15 protein-coding genes are annotated in these 17,171 nt (G+C 71.5%); 7 read left to right on the top strand and 8 right to left on the bottom strand.

Annotated features, from left to right (window positions below):
• Positions 1 to 458 precede the first annotated feature (458 nt).
• On the top strand, positions 459 to 1,376 hold the full coding sequence (locus AB0N90_RS32330) for an ABC transporter substrate-binding protein (RefSeq protein ID WP_365202552.1): 918 nt from the start codon (positions 459 to 461) through the stop codon (positions 1,374 to 1,376).
• A 27-nt stretch (positions 1,377 to 1,403) separates the two neighbouring features.
• On the opposite strand, the gene AB0N90_RS32325 is transcribed toward AB0N90_RS32330, so the two are convergent.
• Complete coding sequence (locus AB0N90_RS32325) at positions 1,404 to 2,630, bottom strand: DUF5685 family protein (RefSeq protein WP_365202551.1); 1,227 nt, start codon at positions 2,628 to 2,630, stop codon at positions 1,404 to 1,406.
• 271 nt (positions 2,631 to 2,901) lie between these two features.
• On the opposite strand from AB0N90_RS32325, the gene AB0N90_RS32320 reads away from it, so the two are divergent.
• A complete protein-coding gene (locus AB0N90_RS32320; RefSeq protein WP_037658270.1) occupies positions 2,902 to 3,339 on the top strand; it encodes a cell division protein SepF in 438 nt (145 codons plus the stop codon).
• 37 nt (positions 3,340 to 3,376) lie between these two features.
• Here AB0N90_RS32320 and AB0N90_RS32315 read toward each other — a convergent pair whose 3' ends face one another.
• Complete coding sequence (locus tag AB0N90_RS32315) at positions 3,377 to 4,561, bottom strand: acyl-CoA dehydrogenase family protein (RefSeq protein ID WP_365202549.1); 1,185 nt, start codon at positions 4,559 to 4,561, stop codon at positions 3,377 to 3,379.
• A gap of 89 nt (positions 4,562 to 4,650) precedes the next feature.
• On the bottom strand, positions 4,651 to 6,438 hold the full coding sequence (locus AB0N90_RS32310; RefSeq protein WP_365202547.1) for an MFS transporter: 1,788 nt from the start codon (positions 6,436 to 6,438) through the stop codon (positions 4,651 to 4,653).
• A gap of 300 nt (positions 6,439 to 6,738) precedes the next feature.
• Here AB0N90_RS32310 and AB0N90_RS32305 point away from each other — a divergent pair, with 300 nt between their 5' ends.
• Together AB0N90_RS32305 and AB0N90_RS32300 are read left to right on the top strand one after the other, a co-directional pair.
• Positions 6,739 to 7,935 (top strand): glycosyltransferase family 39 protein, encoded by a 1,197-nt coding sequence (locus AB0N90_RS32305; protein WP_365202657.1) that lies wholly within the window; start codon positions 6,739 to 6,741, stop codon positions 7,933 to 7,935.
• Positions 7,936 to 8,173: 238 nt separating this feature from the next.
• Positions 8,174 to 9,199, top strand: a complete 1,026-nt coding sequence (locus AB0N90_RS32300; RefSeq protein WP_361681403.1) for a phosphatase PAP2 family protein — start codon at positions 8,174 to 8,176, stop codon at positions 9,197 to 9,199.
• Between the two features lie 111 nt (positions 9,200 to 9,310).
• On the opposite strand, the gene AB0N90_RS32295 is transcribed toward AB0N90_RS32300, so the two are convergent.
• Positions 9,311 to 9,526, bottom strand: coding sequence for an I78 family peptidase inhibitor (locus AB0N90_RS32295; protein WP_365202546.1), 216 nt, complete (start codon positions 9,524 to 9,526; stop codon positions 9,311 to 9,313).
• Positions 9,527 to 9,953: 427 nt separating this feature from the next.
• Here AB0N90_RS32295 and ctaD point away from each other — a divergent pair, with 427 nt between their 5' ends.
• Positions 9,954 to 11,639, top strand: a complete 1,686-nt coding sequence (gene ctaD / locus AB0N90_RS32290; RefSeq protein ID WP_361681409.1) for a cytochrome c oxidase subunit I — start codon at positions 9,954 to 9,956, stop codon at positions 11,637 to 11,639.
• Positions 11,640 to 11,646: 7 nt separating this feature from the next.
• Here ctaD and AB0N90_RS32285 read toward each other — a convergent pair whose 3' ends face one another.
• On the bottom strand, positions 11,647 to 12,333 hold the full coding sequence (locus AB0N90_RS32285) for a transglycosylase family protein (RefSeq protein ID WP_365202544.1): 687 nt from the start codon (positions 12,331 to 12,333) through the stop codon (positions 11,647 to 11,649).
• Between the two features lie 539 nt (positions 12,334 to 12,872).
• Here AB0N90_RS32285 and AB0N90_RS32280 point away from each other — a divergent pair.
• Together AB0N90_RS32280 and AB0N90_RS32275 are read left to right on the top strand one after the other, a co-directional pair.
• Positions 12,873 to 13,655, top strand: coding sequence for a hypothetical protein (locus tag AB0N90_RS32280; RefSeq protein WP_361681415.1), 783 nt, complete (start codon positions 12,873 to 12,875; stop codon positions 13,653 to 13,655).
• A gap of 79 nt (positions 13,656 to 13,734) precedes the next feature.
• Positions 13,735 to 14,133 (top strand): hypothetical protein, encoded by a 399-nt coding sequence (locus AB0N90_RS32275; protein WP_037658256.1) that lies wholly within the window; start codon positions 13,735 to 13,737, stop codon positions 14,131 to 14,133.
• Between the two features lie 61 nt (positions 14,134 to 14,194).
• Here the strand turns inward: AB0N90_RS32275 and der are convergent, their stop codons facing one another.
• From der to cmk, 3 genes are all read right to left on the bottom strand, one after another.
• Positions 14,195 to 15,676 (bottom strand): ribosome biogenesis GTPase Der, encoded by a 1,482-nt coding sequence (gene der / locus AB0N90_RS32270; protein ID WP_365202542.1) that lies wholly within the window; start codon positions 15,674 to 15,676, stop codon positions 14,195 to 14,197.
• A gap of 93 nt (positions 15,677 to 15,769) precedes the next feature.
• Positions 15,770 to 16,357, bottom strand: coding sequence for a lysophospholipid acyltransferase family protein (locus AB0N90_RS32265; RefSeq protein ID WP_085568439.1), 588 nt, complete (start codon positions 16,355 to 16,357; stop codon positions 15,770 to 15,772).
• Positions 16,358 to 16,437: 80 nt separating this feature from the next.
• Complete coding sequence (cmk, locus tag AB0N90_RS32260; RefSeq protein WP_365202540.1) at positions 16,438 to 17,133, bottom strand: (d)CMP kinase; 696 nt, start codon at positions 17,131 to 17,133, stop codon at positions 16,438 to 16,440.
• Between the last annotated feature and the right edge of the window lie 38 nt (positions 17,134 to 17,171).

The raw sequence follows: 17,171 nt of genomic DNA, 5'->3' as shown, positions 1-17,171 counted from the left end.
GAACGGGTGATGCCTTCACACGGCTGCGCCGGACGGAACGGCGCGGTCACGGCCGAGCCCCTCAGCAGGGCCGTGCACCGAGAGTACGCAAGCGGTCGCCCGCGCTGTCAAGGGTGTCCATAGTGTGAGCAGTACGTCTCAAGTCAGTTGACGCGGAACCGGATGCCTGTTCCACTTGCCCCATGCATCCACAGCAGTGGCTGGTCACCCGCTCCCACATCGACTTCGGTCGCGTGTGGTCCTCCTCCTGTTGAGCTGACCCCCTGCGCACGTCTGCCTCCGGCGGGCCTGTTTCGCGCTCTCCGCGTTACTGATCCCACGCGTTCCCGCGTTTCCGCGTTTCCGTGCTTCCCCCGTTCCACCGCGCCTTCACACGCGCCCCTCCCCTCGCACTCGCGCGCCCCCTTTTCCCGTTCAGGAGAACGCCGTCGATGCGTACGCCGATTTATCGATTTGTCATGCCCTTTACCGCCTTGACCTCGGCCGTTCTGCTCCTTACCGCGTGCGGCTCGGGCGCGGGTCCGGGCGGTACGGACGCCTCGGGGGTCGCGGCCAGGTCCGAGGCGGTGCCGACCGCGGACGTGGTCTCGGGCGAGCGCACCGACCCGGCGGCGGCGAAGCTGCTGCCGCCCGGCACCCGGCACCTCACCGCCGCGATCAGCGTCGGCGGCACCCCGCCCGGCACCACCTACCTCGCCGACGGCAGAACGCTGACCGGCCAGGACGTCGACTTCACCAAGGCGGTCGCCAAGGTGCTGGGGCTCGAACTGACCGTGGACCAGGCGAGTTTCGAGGCGATCCTGCCCGCCCTGGACAGCGGCAAGTACGACTTCGGCGCGAGCAACTTCGGGGTCACCGACGAGCGGCGCAGGACCATCGACTTCGTCACCTACATCAACGACGGCCAGGGCTTCGCCACCCGCAAGGACAGCAAGCTCGGCAGGATCACCGATCTGAAGCAGCTGTGCGGGCTGAACGTGGCGACCGGGGCCGGCACCACGTTCGAGGCCACCCTGGAGGAGAGCAAGCACCTGTGCACCGACGCGGGCAAGAAGCCGTACCAGGTGCAGACGTACGCGGAGCCGAGCGCGATCTGGTCCTCGGTGCAGCAGGGCCGCAGCGATGTCGTGATGTCCACGATCAACGGGCTGCGCTACGCCGTCGCGCGGCAGCCGGGCCTGAAGTTCCTCAATGAGTTCCACCGCCTGGACGTCGGCTTCGCCTTCAAGAAGGGCACGAAGCTCGCGCCCGCCTTCCGGGCCGCGGTGGACCGGCTGATCGCCGACGGCACCTACGACAAGATCCTGAAGAAGTGGGGCACGACCGGTTCGGCGATCACGAAGTCCCGGATCTCCCCGCCCGAGATCAAGGGCTGAGCGAGGGCTCAGCGGCCCACGCGGGGCTCAGCAGCCGCAGTCGCAGGCACAGCACTCGCAGCATTCGCAGCACTCCAGGGCCTCGCAGCACGACCAGTCGCAGTTGCAGTCGCAGGAGGCGCAGCAGCCGTCGCGCCGCTTGCGCGACCACGGGCCCTCGAACTCGTCGGCGCAGCACACCTTGCAGGTGCAGCACACGGCGAGGGCGGCGGCGCAGCCGGCCCAGAAACCCCGCTTGTCCGGGCCCTGCGGCCCGCCCCCGTAAGGGCTGCCGTAGGGGTTGCCGTAGGGGCCTCCCGGCACATACGGCCCCTGCGGTCCCGGATTGCCCGGATTCCCCGGCGCGTACGGCCCGGTCGGCGGCCCGAACGCGCCCTCCGCACCGGTGTGTCCGCAGGTCGTCGTGCCGAACGCCCGGTCGACCGAGCGGCGCAGCTCGTGCACGAGCAGCAGATGGACCAGCGCGCCGTCGCTGAACTCGGCGTCCTTCAGGGCGAGTCGGATGCCGTGCACCGCGTCGTCGGCGAGCCCCCGCGCCTCGGCGCGGGAGGTGCCGGTCGCGGTGAGCGGGTTCCAGGCGCCGGCTGCCGCGTCGGCCTGCTGGTCCTCCACCGCGTCCAGCAGATGCGCGAGCCGCCCGAAGAGCCGCCCCGCCTCGGCGAGCGGGGGCGCGTTGCCCGGCCGGCCGGACAGCCGTGCGGTGTGCGCGAACGCGGCGGCGGTGGCCGTCTCGGTGGGCTCGGTGACGATCAGCAGCGGGGTACCCGGCCCGGCCAGGGTCTCGATGCCGACCTGCCGGTCGACGGCGTCCACCAGGACACCGGTGTCGAAGCCAACCGCCGCCCCGCCCGCCGCCCCGGCCCGGCCCCAGCTCGCCGCGACCTTGCGGGCGGCGAGGGCCACGGGCCGGCGGGCCAGCAGTCCGTCCCGGTCGGCGACATGGTCGCGGACCTTCGCCGCGGCGAGCACCAGGGAGACGGCGGCCGCGAGCCGCGCGCCCTCGCCCTGGGCGACGGACGCCGACCGCATCCCGCGCAGCGCACAGGGCCCTGCCAGGCGCCGTCCGCCCTCGCTCCGGCCGAGCTGAGCCTCCGTCAACACAGAGATCAACAAACCGTCATAGTTGGTGACGACACGTGCGAACTGACCATGGTCGCGGCGCAACGCGAGGCAGAGCCCGCACAGATGAGCCATCCACTCGGACTTGAAGCGGTCACCGAGCCGATGCGAGCAGGGCCTGACTATTCCGAACACAGCGTTTCCCCCGTGTGTTGAGGCGGCAATGGCTTCACCCGGACGCACCGAGCGTCACCCATCCGCCGCCGACCATCATATTTCACTCACAGTCAGCAGCCGTACGTGTCACAACCCTTGGGAGACAAGGAGTCTCGACGGATCGGCTGTGCACCAGTACCGTCACAAACCCCCCGTGCGGCGACTATCCACTTGGCGCGTTGTCAGCATCATGGATGACCATAGGGGAAGGTGCGCAAAGCACGAGAGACCGCTGTGAGAGGAGGCGTCCATGGGATCGGTACGCAAGGCGAGTGCGTGGCTCGGCCTCGTCGACGACAACGATGACGAGCGCTACTACGACGACGACTACTCCGAGGGCACCACGTCCGGGGACGCCTGGGTGACCGACCCGCGGGTCCAGGTGGCCGCGGACAAGGCCGAGGAGAAGAGCCGGCGGATCGCCACGGTCACCCCGGACAGCTTCCGGGACGCCCGTGCCATCGGCGAGCTGTTCCGGGACGGGGTCCCGGTCATCATGAACCTCACCGGCATGGAGCCCGGCGACGCCAAGCGGGTCGTGGACTTCGCGGCGGGGCTGATCTTCGGTCTGCGCGGTTCCATCGACCGGGTCTCCACGCGGGTGTTCCTGCTGACCCCGGCCGACACGGAGATCATCAGCGGTGACGCGTCCGCGCACCGCACGGACGGCTTCTTCAACCAGAGCTGAGGCGGGGCCGCTCACCGGCCCCGCCCCATCCGGTGGCTCACCGGAACGCGTCGAGCCCGGTGAGCGCCTTGCCCAGCACCAGCTGGTGCATCTCGACGGTGCCCTCGTAGGTGAGCACCGATTCGAGGTTGGTCGCGTGCCGCATCACGGGGTATTCGAGGGAGATCCCGTTGGCACCGAGGATCGTCCGCGCCGTACGGCAGATCTCGATGGCCTCGCGGACGTTGTTCAGCTTGCCGAAGCTGACCTGTTCCGGGCGCAGCCGGCCCGCGTCCATCCGCCGCCCCAGATGGTGGGCGAGCAGAATCCCCTTGTGCAGCTCGACCGCCATGTCGGCGAGCTTGGCCTGGGTGAGCTGGAAGCCGCCGATGGGCCGCCCGAACTGCTCACGGGTCTTCGCGTACTCCACGGCCGACTCGAAGCTGCTGCGCGCCGCGCCCATCGCGCCCCACACGATGCCGTAGCGGGCGTGCGAGAGACAGCTCAGCGGGCCACGCAGCCCGATGACGTCCGGCAGCGCCGCGCTCGCGGGCAACCGCACGTCGTCCAGGACGAGTTCACTGGTGACGGAGGCGCGCAGGGACCACTTGTGCTTGATCTCGGGCGCCGAGAAACCGGGCGTGCCGGTCGGTACGACGAAGCCGCGGATGCCCTCCTCGGTCTGCGCCCAGACGACGGCGACCCCGGCGACCGAGCCATTGGTGATCCACATCTTGCGCCCGTTGAGCACCCAGCCGTCGCCGTCCTTCTTGGCGTGCGTGCGCATCGAGGCGGGGTCGGAGCCGTGGTCCGGCTCGGTCAGGCCGAAGCAGCCGATCACCTCGCCGGCCGCCATCCGCGGCAGCCACTCCCGCTTCTGCTCCTCGCTGCCGAAGCGGTGGATCGCGTACATGGCGAGGGAGCCCTGCACGGAGACCAGCGAGCGGATCCCGGAGTCGGCCGCCTCCAGCTCCAGGCAGGCCAGTCCGTACTGCACGGCCGACGCGCCCGCGCAGCCGTACCCGGTGAGGGACATCCCGAGGGCGCCGATGCCGCCCAGCTCCCGGGCGAGCTCCCGGATCTGGGGCAGCTCGCCCTTCTCGTACCAGTCGGCGACGTACGGCAGCACCCGGTCGGCCGCCCAGCCGCGGACGGTGTCCCGGATCGCCAGGTCCTCCGGGTCCAGCAGATCGTCGATCCCGAGCGGGTCGGCGGCGACGAACGGGGGCAGCTTCGCGGACATGGGACACCCTCCGGATACTGAAAACTAGCAGCGCTAGTTACGGCTGTGCGGCCGACGTTACGGCGCAGTGTCCCGCACGTCCAGAGGGGTCAGGCGGAGACCCGCGGCTTCTCGGGGAGCTGGGGCTTCCCGGCGGTGCGCGGCTTCCCGGAGACACGCGGGGAGGGCACCCCGGCGACGCCCGGCCCGGAGGCGGGCTGGTCGGCGTCCGCGTCCCCGGCCCCCGGTGCGGCCTCCGCTTCCCCGGCGGCCCCGGTCGCCGCGCCAGTCTCCGGCTCCGCGCCGGTCCCGGCCGCCGCGCGGGTCCCGGTCTCCGCACCGGTCTCGGTCTCCGCGCCGCACTGCATGATCCGCGGCAGTCGCAGCGCCATCACCGCGCCCAGCAGCAGCAGGCCCGCGCTCACCAGCAGGGTCAGATGCAGCCCGTGCACGAAGGAGTCCCGCGCCACCCGGCGCAGCACCGCCCCGGTGGGACCGCCGAGCCGGTCGGCGACGTCGTACGCCTCGCCCAGCGAGTGCCCGGCGGCGGTCGCGTCCGGGGCGGAGACCCCGGGGACCGTGTGCAGCCGGGGCGTATAGGCGGCGTTCATCACACTGCCGAGCAGCGCGATACCGATGCCCGCGCCGAGCTGGTACGACGTCTCGCCGATCGCCGCCGCCCCGCCGGCCCGGTCCGCGGGGGCCTCGCTGAGCATCGACTCGTAGGCGCCGAACAGCGTGGTCTCCAGGCCGAAGCCGAGCAGCACGAAGCCGGACAGCAGCAGCGGGGAGTTGTCGGCGGTGCCCATCGCGGTCAGGGTCAGCACCGCGGCCGCCGTCAGACAGAAGCCGGTGCACACCATCCGGCGCGGCCCGAACCGGCGCAGCACGCGGGCGCCCAGCAGACCGGCCGCCATCGCCGCCACGGTCAGCGGCAGCAGCCGCAGCCCGGTGGCGAGCGGGGACAGGCCGAGCACCAGTTGCAGATACTGCGCGGCGATCAGCTCCAGGCCGACCAGCGCGAGCATGGCCAGCACGATGCAGCCCACCGAGGTGCTGAAGGCGGGCCTGCGGAACATGCACAGGTCCACCAGCGGATGCGGCAGCCGTCGCTGGCGTCGTACGAAGAGGATCACGAGGGCCGCGCCGACCAGCAGCGGCAGCAGGGTGAACGGGCCCGTGGGGTCCTCGCCGCCGCCGAGCCGCTTCACGCCGAGGACGACGCCGAACAGGCCCGCGGCCGCCATCAGCGCGCCGGTCACGTCCCAGGGGCCGTCGGTCCCGCCGCGGGACTCGGGCAGCAGCAGCCGCCCCACGGGGAGGCTGATCAGCATCAGCGGGATGTTGATCAGAAAGACCGAGCCCCACCAGAAGTGCTCCAGCAGGAACCCGCCGAGCAGCGGTCCGACCGCCGCGCCGACCGCGGCGACCGCGCTCCACACGCCGATGGCGAGGGCGCGCTCACGCCGGTCGGGGAAGACCTGGCGCAGGATCGACAGGGTGGCGGGCATGATCATGGCGCCGCCGACACCGAGCAGGGCGCGGGCGAGGATCAGCACCTCGGCGGAGTGCGCGCAGGCCGCCACCGCGGAGGCCACGCCGAACAGGCCGTAGCCGAGCAGGAGCACACGTCTGCGTCCGACGCGGTCGCCGAGGGTGCCGAAGAGGATCAGCAGCGCGGCGCAGACCAGCGGGTAGACGTCGACGATCCAGAGCAGCTGGATGGCGCTGGGCCGCAGGTCCTCGCTGACCGCGGGGACGGCCACATGCAGCACGGTCGCGTCGAGGGCGACGAGCAGCAGGCTGACGCAGAGGACGACGAGGACGACCCAGCGGTTGGCACCGGGCCCGGCCGTCCGACGGCGCGGCCGGAGCGCGGCCGTGGTCGTCCCGGACATGTACGTACCTCCCAGATGTTCCCTCGTGCGGGGCGGAGCGACAGGCTCTCCCTTTGTCGTACGGCCGGGAAGAAGCGGTGTTCCCGGACCCCGCTGAACCCACGGGAATGGCTCGTCAGCCTACGCGAGTCCGTCCCGCCCCCGCGTGGCGGACCTCTCACCCCGGGACGGCGACCCCTGTGGGGTGCGCCACGTCGTACCGGCCGGGCGCCGCGCCGTACCGGCCCGGCCGCTCCCCGGCGGCCGGCGCGTTCCCCCGTCCGGTCGATAATCGAGCCCGTGACCGATCTCAGGACCGGCGTGGCCGCGGCCCACGCCCCGCCCGCCGCCCCGTCCGCCGTCCCGCTGCTGCGCCGGGCGGTGCCGGCCGTGCTGGCGTACGCGGCGGTCCGTGCCCTGGGCCTGGTGGTGCTGGCAGTGTGGAGCGCCGCGCGCGGCACGAGCGCGCTGACGCTGCTGACGGGGCGCTGGGACTCCCTCTGGTACACCCGGGTCGCCGAACTGGGCTACGGCTACCAGGTGCGGCTGCCGAACGGCGACGTCCACTCGAACCTGGCGTTCTTCCCGCTGCTGCCCTGGCTGGAGCGGCTGCTGCACGCGCTCACCCCGCTGTCGTACGCGCACGCGGGGCTCGTGGTGAGCCTGGTGGCCTCGCTGGCCGCGGCGGCGGGGATCTTCGCGGTGGCCGAGCATGTGTACGGCGCCCGGGTCGGGGTCTGCGCGGTACTGCTGTGGGCGGTGCTGCCGGTCGCGGCCGTGCAGTCGATGGCGTACAGCGAGTCGCTGTTCACGGCGCTGGCGGCCTGGGCGCTGTACGCGCTGCTGACCGGGCGGTGGGTGGGCGCGGGGCTGCTCGCGGCGCTCGCGGGGCTGACCCGGCCGGTGGGCGGCGCGGTGGTGGCGGCGGTGTGGGTCGCGGCCGCGGTCTCGTTCGTGCGGGACCGAAGCGCGGCGCGTTCGGACGGCGCGCGGTCCTCGACACACGCCCCCGCGCACTCCGCCGTCCGCCGCCTTCTCGGCGTGTTGCTCGCTCCGCTCGGCGCGGCCGGTTACGTCCTCTGGGTGGGCCGGCGCACCGGCGAGGGCCCGCTCGGCTATCTGGACGTCCAGGCCGGATGGCGCAACGGCTTCGACGGCGGGTACGCCTTCGCACGCTTCGTGGCCGAGAAGTTCACCTCGCTGCCCGCCGCGCTCGCGGGCGTCGGCCTGATCGCGGGCGTCGCGCTGCTGCTCTGGCTGTACGTCACCGGCGTCCGCCGGGGCCAGCCGCTCGAACTGCTCGTGTACACCGGCGTGGTGCTCGCGCTCGCGCTGTGCGCGTCGAGCTACTTCGGCTCCAAGCCCCGGCTGCTGCTGCCCGCCTTCCCGGTGCTCTTCCCGCTCGCCGCCGCGCTCGCCCGGCTGCGGACCTCCCGATCCGCCCTGGTCACGGTGGGGTTGGCGATCGTCTCCGCGGTGTACGGGGCCTTCTGGCTGAACGGCTCGGGGCCCCCATGATCCACTCCGGAGGTCCGATGACGCCCCGGGGAATTGCGACCCAGGACCGGGTCAACGCATTTATAAGTGCCATATAAACAACACCCGGCATGATCAAAGGAATTACAGAGGACGGCTCCACCGGATTGCGGAATCCTGTGAAATTCGGCCGCCCTTGAGAGGTTTCCCACATCACATCGTCATCACAAAGACGCTGTTTCGACCGGGACCACAGCTCACTCGCTGTAACGTCGATTGGGTGCGTACCGAACGGAACCTCACCCGGCGTCTGGACCGGGTGTTCGCCAGGCTGGACCGCGAGCCGGAACGGCCGGCCCATATCGATGTGCCGGTGATGAGCCGGCACCGGGTCGTGCTGTTCTCGGCGACCCTCGCCTTCTACCTGGCGATCGTGTGGGCCGTGGTGACCACCTCCTGGCTCGTCCGGCTCGACTGGCAGGTCATGTTCTTCCGGCCGTACCAGCAGTGGCCGCAGATCCACGCCTTCCTCGACTACTACGTGGTGCTCGGCCAGCGCGGCCCCACCGCGGTGATGGTCGCGGCCTGGCTGGGCTGGCGCTCCTGGCGGCAGCACACGCTCCGCCCGCTGCTCACCCTCGCCACCTCGCTGCTGCTGCTGAACATCACGGTCGGCGCCGCCAAGTACGGCATGGGGCGGCTCGGTCCGCACTACGCGACCGTGATCGGCTCGAACGAGATGGTCAGGGGCGGCGATATATTTCCCAGCGGCCACACCGCCAACGCGGTGGTCACCTGGGGCATCCTGGCCTATCTGGCCTCCACCCCCCGCGCCCGCCGCTGGCTCTCGGCCGTCTCCGCGATCACGTCGCTCGGCGTCGGCCTCACCACCGTCTACCTCGGTACGCACTGGCTCAGCGATGTGCTCCTCGGCTGGGCCGCCGGTCTGCTGATCCTGCTCGCCCTGCCCTGGTTCGAGACGCTGATCGCACGTACCGAGATGTGGCTGTTCGACCTGCGCGACCGCTGGCGCGCCCGGCGCACCCGGCCGGTGTCCGAACCGGTCGTCCCCGTCGCCCCGGTGGTGCTCACCGGGCCGCGCGGCACCTCGGCCGAGCAGTCCGCGCCGGCCCGCGAGCCGGTCTCCTCGACCCGCGCCTCCCGGGGCCTGGCACACCTCGCGCCCAGCCCGCACACGGCCCGTTCGGAGCGCAGCCCGGTCACCCCGGCGGGCCCCCGCCGCCCGCCCGGCGCCGACCGTGCCCCGCGCGGCACCTCCCCGGCCCGCCCCCTGACGGGCGGCTGAGGACCCGGCTCACGGGCCCCCGGTACGCACACCGGCCCCACGCCACGACGAAGGCCCCGCTCCCTGCCCGGGAGCGGGGCCTTCGCGCTTCCGCGATCGCGGCGAGGCCGGTCAGCCCTTCCAGGCGCGGGCCACCCGGCCCTCGCGCACCTCGAAGTTGAGCCGCCCCACCCGGTACTCCATGGTGATGATCGCGCCCGGCGGCAGCGCGCGCACGGTCGCCCAGCCGCGCTCCCGGGCGCGCCGCTCCGCCTGCTCGGCGTCGAGGCCGACGTACCCGTCCGGACTGTCCTGGGGCTCCGCTGGCGGAGTGGGAATCGGTGCCATACGGCCACGCTAGGGCGCCACCCGCGGTGACGGAAGCCGGGCGCGGCAGGGTAAGAGCAGGACCAGACTCCCGTCACACTTCTGTCACAGCTTCCGGTGTCTCGTTTCGGTCGAACTTCCTCACACGATCGGGGGTTTCCGTACCGCCCACCGGAGGATTCGAACGGAATTCCCGCGTGTCGTGCCGCCCCCTCGAATTACCCGGCGGAAAGTGCCGTGGTGAGGATCGGGACGGGCCCCGGAAGCATGATTCCCCGGCGGAATCCCGCGCTATGCCACGGGAGCTGACCCCGCATAGGAAATTTCACGGATTCCGCACATGCCGGTGTGGGGTGCGCATGCCGCGGTCGCTCGCGGGTACCCGGCCCGCCGGTCTCGGCGGACCGCCGGTGCGGGCCCGGGGCGCGACGACGCGAAGGGGCGAGCGATGGGGACCGAGACCGCGCACGCGACGCCGGGACCGGTGCGCGACCGGCCGCGGGCGGGCCGGGTGGTGGTGGACTGGCTCACCACCACGGACCACAAGAAGATCGGCCATCTGTATCTGATCACCGGCTTCGGCTTCTTCCTGGCCGCCGGGGTGATGGCGCTGCTGATGCGGGCCGAACTCGCCCGGCCGGGGCTCCAGCTGATGAGCGCGGAGCGATACGACCAGCTGTTCACCCTGCACGGCACGATCATGCTGCTGCTGTTCGCGACGCCGAGCTTCGCGGGGTTCGCCAATGAGCTGATGCCGCTCCAGATCGGCGCCCCGGACGTGGCCTTCCCCCGGCTGAACATGCTGTCGTACTGGTTCTTCCTGTTCGGCGGGCTGATCGTGCTGGGGTCCCTGCTCTCGCCGGACGGGCCCGCCGACTACGGCTGGTTCGCCTACGCGCCGCTCAACGACGCGACGCACTCCCCCGGGGTCGGCCCCGATCTGTGGATCATGGGGCTCGCGCTGGCCGGGTTCGGGACGATCCTCGGCGCGGTCAACTTCATCGTCACGATCATCTGCATGCGCGCGCCGGGCATGACGATGTTCCGGATGCCGATCTTCACCTGGAACGCCCTGTTCACCTCGATCCTGATCCTGCTGGCGTTCCCGGTGCTGGCGGCGGCGCTGCTGGTGCTGGAGGCGGACCGGCGGTTCGGTGCGCAGGTGTTCGAGGCGGCGAACGGCGGGGCACTGCTGTGGCAGCACCTGTTCTGGTTCTTCGGGCACCCCGAGGTCTACATCATCGCGCTGCCGTTCTTCGGGATCGTCACGGAGATCATCCCGGTCTTCAGCCGCAAGCCGATCTTCGGGTATCTGACGCTGATCGGCGCGACGATGGCGATCACCGGCCTGTCGATCGTGGTGTGGGCGCACCACATGTTCGCGACGGGCGCGGTGCTGCTGCCGTTCTTCTCCTTCATGTCGTTCCTGATCGCGGTGCCGACCGGGGTGAAGTTCTTCAACTGGACCGGCACGATGATCCACGGCTCGCTGTCCTTCGAGACGCCGATGCTGTGGGCACTGGGCTTCCTCGTGACGTTCCTGTTCGGCGGGCTGACCGGGGTGATCCTCGCGTCGCCGCCGATGGACTTCCATGTCACGGACTCGTACTTCGTGGTCGCGCACTTCCACTACGTCGTCTTCGGCACAGTCGTCTTCGCGGTGTTCGGCGGGTTCGCCTTCTGGTGGCCGAAGTTCACCGGGAAGATGCTGGACGAGCGGCTGGGGAAGATCCAGTTCTGGACGCTGTTCGTCGGCTTCCACACGACGTTCCTGGTGCAGCACTGGCTGGGGGCGGAGGGGATGCCGCGCCGGTACGCCGACTATCTGGCGGCGGACGGCTTCACGGCGCTCAACACCGTGTCCTCCATCGGCGCGTTCCTCCTCGGCCTCTCCACGCTCCCCTTCCTCTACAACGTCTGGAAGACGGCCCGTTGCGGCGAGAAGGTCGACACCGACGACCCCTGGGGCTACGGCCGTTCCCTGGAGTGGGCGACGTCCTGTCCCCCGCCGCGGCACAACTTCGTGACGCTGCCGAGGATCCGCTCGGAGTCGCCGGCGTTCGATCTGCATCACCCGGCGTACGCGGCACAGGCCCCTCGGCCGGAGCCGAGGGGCCGTCGCGCACGGGACTGAGCGTGGCTCAGAGGGCCAGCTGGGTTCCGGGCACGATGAGGTCGGGATCGTTGCCGATGACGGACTTGTTGGCCGCGTACAGGCGGTGCCAGTTCATGCCCTGCCGCGCGGCGATCCCGGACAGGGTGTCGCCCGCACGGACGGTGTAGCCGCCGGCGCCCCGGGGGGCGGTGTGGCCGGACGGGTGCCGCGATGCGCTCGGTGCCTTCGAGATCTTCGGGGTGCTCGAGGTCCTCGGTGTCCTGGACGGCGCCGACTTCTTCGTCGTGCTGCCCTTGTCGAGGTCAACCTGTGAGGGGGCGGAGCCCAGCGCTCCCGCGCGGCCGGAGCAGACCGGCCAGGCGCCCCAGCCCTGGGCTCGCTGGACCCGTGCCGCGACGGCGATCTGCGCGCTCCTGGAGGCCCGGTCGGCGGTCGAGGCGTAGGCGCCACCGCCGTACGCGCTCCAGGTGTGGGCGGAGAACTGGAGTCCTCCGTAGTAGCCGTTGCCGGTGTTGATGTGCCAGTTGCCGCCGCTCTCGCACTGGGCGATGCGGTCCCACACCCCGTTGTCCGCGGCGGCGGCGTTGCCGGTCGCGGCCAGCAGCCCCAGCGGGGCCAGCAGCGCGGCGCCGGCGAGTACGGCCGTCGTGCGGCCGCTGCGCGCGCTGTCGCAACGGGTGGTGGTACGGCTGGTATCGGCACACTCGGACATGTAACTCCCTCTCCAAAAACCCGGGTTCCCCCGGGCGGAGCGCGTCTCGCCGCGCAGGACCGCGGTTCCTCGCGCCCGCCCCGTCCGTGCCTCCGGTGCCGGCGGTGACGCGTTGCCGGTGCCGGGTGACGGACGAACCCGAGCGGTGCTCGTTGCACACGGCGGAGGAATGTAGGGAAAGCGTGTGCCGGACATCAACCACATGACCGTCGTGCCAGGCCAGTTGGCAGTTACCGCCGGTATCGGCGATTTCCGGCCACCCACTACATACGCTGATTTACTGATTTTTCGCCCCTGCCCGGCGACTCTCTGTGACCCACTTCACCCGTTCAAGTAGCTTGACCCGGCACGGAGTTGACGATGAGTGGCCGATTCCGCACCCAGGGTGATCGGCTGTGACGGTTGATTCGAACCGATGCTCCGCCATGCGTGACCCCCACCACAGGACGCCCGTTGTCTTCTTCATGAGCCCGGAACCCTGGGGCTCATCGGCCGGGAGCCACCCGACCGGTCCCGCTCGCATCCCAAGGGAGCCACCCGTGCCGCGCATGCTCGACGTCAGTGACGCCGTACGCGCCGAGATCGGCGACGAAGAAGCCGACCGGCTGCTCGCCGGAGAGAACGCCCCGGGCAGTTACGACTGCACGTCCTGCCGCACCCCGGGCGACTCCGAGCAGGAGCGCACCAGCACCGTTCTCTTCGTCGGCGAGGAGACCGCGGTCCTCGCCTTCGCCCACGCCAGCTGCCTGCCCTCGCAGGTCGTCCAGGTCACCGAGGAGCAGTTGCAGGGCGCCGTCCGCTCCATCGGCGCACAGGCCGAGGGCGGCGAGCCGCAGCGGCCCGCGCCCGAGCAGGCCGTGCTCGGTGTGACCAGCGGACTCGTCCTGATCGAGGGCGAGTTGCACCCCGCCCTGGTGGTCGAGCCCACCTCGCCCATCGTGCGCCCCGGCACCCTCGGGCCCGGGGACGACTTCCTGCCGCTCCTCATCGAGCAGGGCTTCATGCCGGTGGCCGAGCTGGCCGCCGTCCCGCCGGTGCTGCACGGCTGGTCGGTGCTGCTGGCGGTCGGCCAGCTGCACGCGGTCCTCCAGCCGGGCCCGCCCGGCGGCCACCCGGTCGCCTGGTGGCAGGCCCATCAGCCGCTCCAGGTCACCGACGGCTGGCGGGCCGCGGCCAACAAGCACCAGCAGGTGCTGATGTTCGCCGCACCGGTGGGCTCCATCGGCCGCCAGCCGCGCGAGGACCTGCTGCGCGACTCGCTCGACAAGGCGGCGGCCTACGGCAGGCTGGTCGCGGCGGCACTCCCCCTCGCGGGCACCTGAGCCCGCGCGCTCAAGGAGCCGCGGCCAAAGGAAGGTTGCGAAACCGCATCTCTTCTCGCGCGCTGTCGTTTGGACATACGTGCACGCATACGACACTTCGCCCCGACGGTCCTCGTTCTCCTCCGTTCCGTCCGCCCGGACGGGGCACGAAGGGGCGGGTGGTGCCTCGGCCACGCCGATCTTCGACATGCTCGCCTCGGAGTGGGTCAAGGCGTTCCGCACGCTGCCGGGCGACCGCAGCGGCGAGGAGGGGATGAGGTTCGTCCCCTTCGGCCTGCCGGACCGCACCGGGTGGTCGTACGGCGGCCATCGGGCGGGCTCGTTCAGCAGCTCGTACAGCGCCTACAGCGCGGGGGCCTACAGCGCCCGCCAGCAGTCGCAGTGGCAGCGCGTCGGCACCATCGGGCGGCCGCAGCAGGACACCGGGATGCACCATGTGCCCGCCGCGCTGCCTCCAGGACCGCGCCGCGGCGCGTGACACCAGCACACGAAAGGGCGGCCCCTGTCGGACAGGGGCCGCCCTTCGCGTCGTACGGCGGTTACTTCTTCTTCGTGCCGCGCTTCTCGCGCACCCGCACCGAGATATGGATCGGGGTGCCCTCGAAGCCGAACTCCTCGCGCAGCCGGCGCTCGATGAAGCGCCGGTAGCCCGCCTCGATGAAGCCGGAGGCGAAGAGCACGAAGCGCGGGGGCTTGGTGCCGGCCTGGGTGCCGAAGAGGATGCGCGGCTGCTTGCCGCCCCGGACCGGGTGCGGGTGGGCCGCGACCAGCTCGCCCAGGAAGGCGTTGAGCCGGCCGGTGGGGACGCGGGTCTCCCAGCCGGCGAGGGCGGTCTCGATGGCCGGGACCAGCTTCTCCATGTGGCGGCCGGTACGCGCCGACACGTTCACCCGGGGCGCCCAGGCGATCTGGGCCAGCTCGGTCTCGATCTCCCGCTCCAGGTAGTAGCGGCGCTCCTCGTCCAGCGTGTCCCACTTGTTGAAGGCGACGACCACCGCACGGCCCGCCTCCACGGCCATGGTGACGATCCGCTGGTCCTGCACGGAGATGTTCTCCGAGGCGTCGATCAGGATGACCGCGACCTCGGCCTTCTCCACCGCGGCGGCGGTGCGCAGCGAGGCGTAGTAGTCGGCGCCCTGCTGGAGGTGGACACGCTTGCGGATGCCCGCGGTGTCCACGAACTTCCAGGTGACGCCGCCCAGTTCGATCATCTCGTCGACCGGGTCGCGGGTGGTGCCCGCCATCTCGTTGACGACGACGCGCTCCTCGCCCGCGACCTTGTTCAGGAGGGAGGACTTGCCGACGTTCGGGCGGCCGATGAGCGCGATGCGGCGGGGGCCGCCGATGGCGGTGCCGAAGGACTGCGTGGGCGCCTCGGGCAGCGCCTCCAGGACGGCGTCCAGCATGTCGCCGGTGCCGCGGCCGTGCAGCGCGGAGACGGGGTGGGGCTCGCCGAGGCCCAGGCTCCACAGGTACGAGGCGTCGGCCTCGCCGCTCTGGCCGTCGACCTTGTTGGCGCACAGCACCACCGGCTTGCCGGCCTTGCGCAGCAGTCGTACGACCGCCTCGTCGGTGTCGGTGGCGCCGACCTTGGCGTCGACCACGAAGACCACCGCGTCGGCGGCCTCGATCGCGTACTCGGCCTGGGCGGCCACGGAGGCGTCGATGCCGAGGACGTCCTGCTCCCAGCCGCCGGTGTCGACCACCTTGAAGCGGCGGCCCGCCCACTCGGCCTCGTAGGTGACACGGTCGCGGGTGACGCCGGGCTTGTCCTCGACGACCGCCTCGCGGCGGCCGATGATCCGGTTGACCAGGGTCGACTTGCCGACATTCGGGCGGCCGACGACGGCGAGCACGGGCAGCGGGCCGTGACCCGCCTCCTCGATGGCGCCCTCGACGTCCTCGATGTCGAAGCCCTCGACCGCGGCGAGCTCCATGAACTGCGCGTACTCGGCGTCGCCGAGAGCTCCGTGCTCGTGCTCGTGCGCGGCCGAGCCGTCGGGCTGGATGTCGTCGTTCATGAAGTCCGTACCTCGTTGTTCATCGTGGTGATCGGTGGAACAGGCCCTGGTGGGCTTATCCCTCAGTGGGCTGATCCACTACTCAAGTGTCGCCTAGCGCCCGGTGAGGCGCCTGGCGTTTTCCAGGTGGGCGGTGAGCTGCTTCTGGATGCGCTCGGTCGCCTCGTCCAGCGCCCGGCGCGTACGCCGCCCGGAGCGGTCGCCCGCATCGAACGGGTCTCCGAAGACGACGTCCACGCGCGAGCGCACCGGGGGCAGCGCCTTTATCAACCGTCCCGGCCGGTCCGAGCTTCCCATGACGGCCACCGGCACGACCGGCGCCCCGCTGCGGACCGCGAAGTAGGCGAGGCCCGCGCGCAGCGAGGCGAAGTCGCCCTCGCCCCGGGTGCCCTCCGGGAAGATGCCCAGCACTCCCCCGGCCGCCAGCAGGTCGAGGGCCTGGGTGATGGCGGCGCGGTCGGCGGCGGTGCGGTCCACCTTCAGCTGGCCGATGCCGGTCAGGAAGGCGCCCAGCGGGCCGATGAACGCCTCCTTCTTGATCAGGAAGTGCGTCGGCCGGGGCGCCACACCCATGACCATGGGGCCGTCGATGTTGTGGGAGTGGTTGACGGCGAGGATCACCGGACCGCTCGCGGGCACCTTCCAGGCGCCGAGCACCCGCGGCCGCCACAGCCCGTACATCAGGCCGACGCCGATGCGCCGGCCGACCTCGGCGCCCTTCTCGGAGGGCAGGCTCGCTTCCCGTCTCGCGGAGGGCAGGCTCACTTCCCTGCCCGCTTCTCCTCGACCAGGGTGACGACGCACTCGATGACCTGGGCGAGGGTGAGCTCGGTGGTGTCCACCTCGACCGCGTCGTCGGCCTTGGCGAGCGGGGAGGTCTTGCGGCTGGAGTCGGCGGCGTCGCGCTTGACCAGCGCCTCGCGGGTGGCGTGCAGATCGGCGCCCTTCAGCTCACCGCTGCGGCGGGCGGCGCGGGCCTCCGGGGAGGCGGTGAGGAAGACCTTGAGGTCGGCGTCCGGCAGCACCGTCGTACCGATGTCCCGGCCCTCGACCACGATGCCCCGCTCGGCGCCGGTGGCCAGCGAGCGCTGGAGCTCGGTGATCCGGGTGCGCACCTCGGGCACCGCGCTGACCGCGCTGACCTTGGAGGTGACCTCCTGGGTGCGGATCGGGGCGGCCACGTCCACGCCGTCGACCGTGATGGTCGGGGCGGCCGGGTCGGTGCCGGAGACGATCTCGGGCTTGCCCGCCACGGCGGCGACGGCGGTCGGGTCCGCCAGGTCGATGCCGTTGTGCACCATCCACCAGGTGATCGCCCGGTACTGGGCGCCGGTGTCCAGGTAGCTCAGGCCGAGCTGGGCGGCCACGGCCTTCGACGTGCTCGACTTGCCCGTGCCGGAGGGACCGTCGATCGCGACGATCACGGGCTTGGCGGTCGGGGCGGCGCCGTTTTCCACGGGGGGACACCTTCCTGGTGCGGTGTGCTGGCGGGGTC

This window comes from Streptomyces sp. NPDC093018 (genome assembly GCF_040684035.1).
In the GTDB taxonomy this organism is placed as follows: Bacteria; Actinomycetota; Actinomycetes; order Streptomycetales; family Streptomycetaceae; genus Streptomyces; species Streptomyces murinus.
This window is presented reverse-complemented; position numbering and strand designations above follow the sequence as displayed.

What these genes read in the sequence shown, in the direction of transcription:
- AB0N90_RS32330 (WP_365202552.1), top strand. Translation starts at nt 459, where the DNA reads ATGCCCTTTACCGCCTTGACCTCGGCCGTTCTGCTCCTTACCGCGTGC.
- AB0N90_RS32320 (WP_037658270.1), top strand. Translation starts at nt 2,902, where the DNA reads ATGGGATCGGTACGCAAGGCGAGTGCGTGGCTCGGCCTCGTCGACGAC.
- AB0N90_RS32315 (WP_365202549.1), bottom strand. Translation starts at nt 4,561, where the DNA reads ATGTCCGCGAAGCTGCCCCCGTTCGTCGCCGCCGACCCGCTCGGGATC.
- AB0N90_RS32310 (WP_365202547.1), bottom strand. Translation starts at nt 6,438, where the DNA reads ATGTCCGGGACGACCACGGCCGCGCTCCGGCCGCGCCGTCGGACGGCC.
- AB0N90_RS32295 (WP_365202546.1), bottom strand. Translation starts at nt 9,526, where the DNA reads ATGGCACCGATTCCCACTCCGCCAGCGGAGCCCCAGGACAGTCCGGAC.
- ctaD (WP_361681409.1), top strand. Translation starts at nt 9,954, where the DNA reads ATGGGGACCGAGACCGCGCACGCGACGCCGGGACCGGTGCGCGACCGG.
- AB0N90_RS32285 (WP_365202544.1), bottom strand. Translation starts at nt 12,333, where the DNA reads ATGTCCGAGTGTGCCGATACCAGCCGTACCACCACCCGTTGCGACAGC.
- der (WP_365202542.1), bottom strand. Translation starts at nt 15,676, where the DNA reads ATGAACGACGACATCCAGCCCGACGGCTCGGCCGCGCACGAGCACGAG.
- AB0N90_RS32265 (WP_085568439.1), bottom strand. Translation starts at nt 16,357, where the DNA reads ATGTACGGGCTGTGGCGGCCGCGGGTGCTCGGCGCCTGGAAGGTGCCC.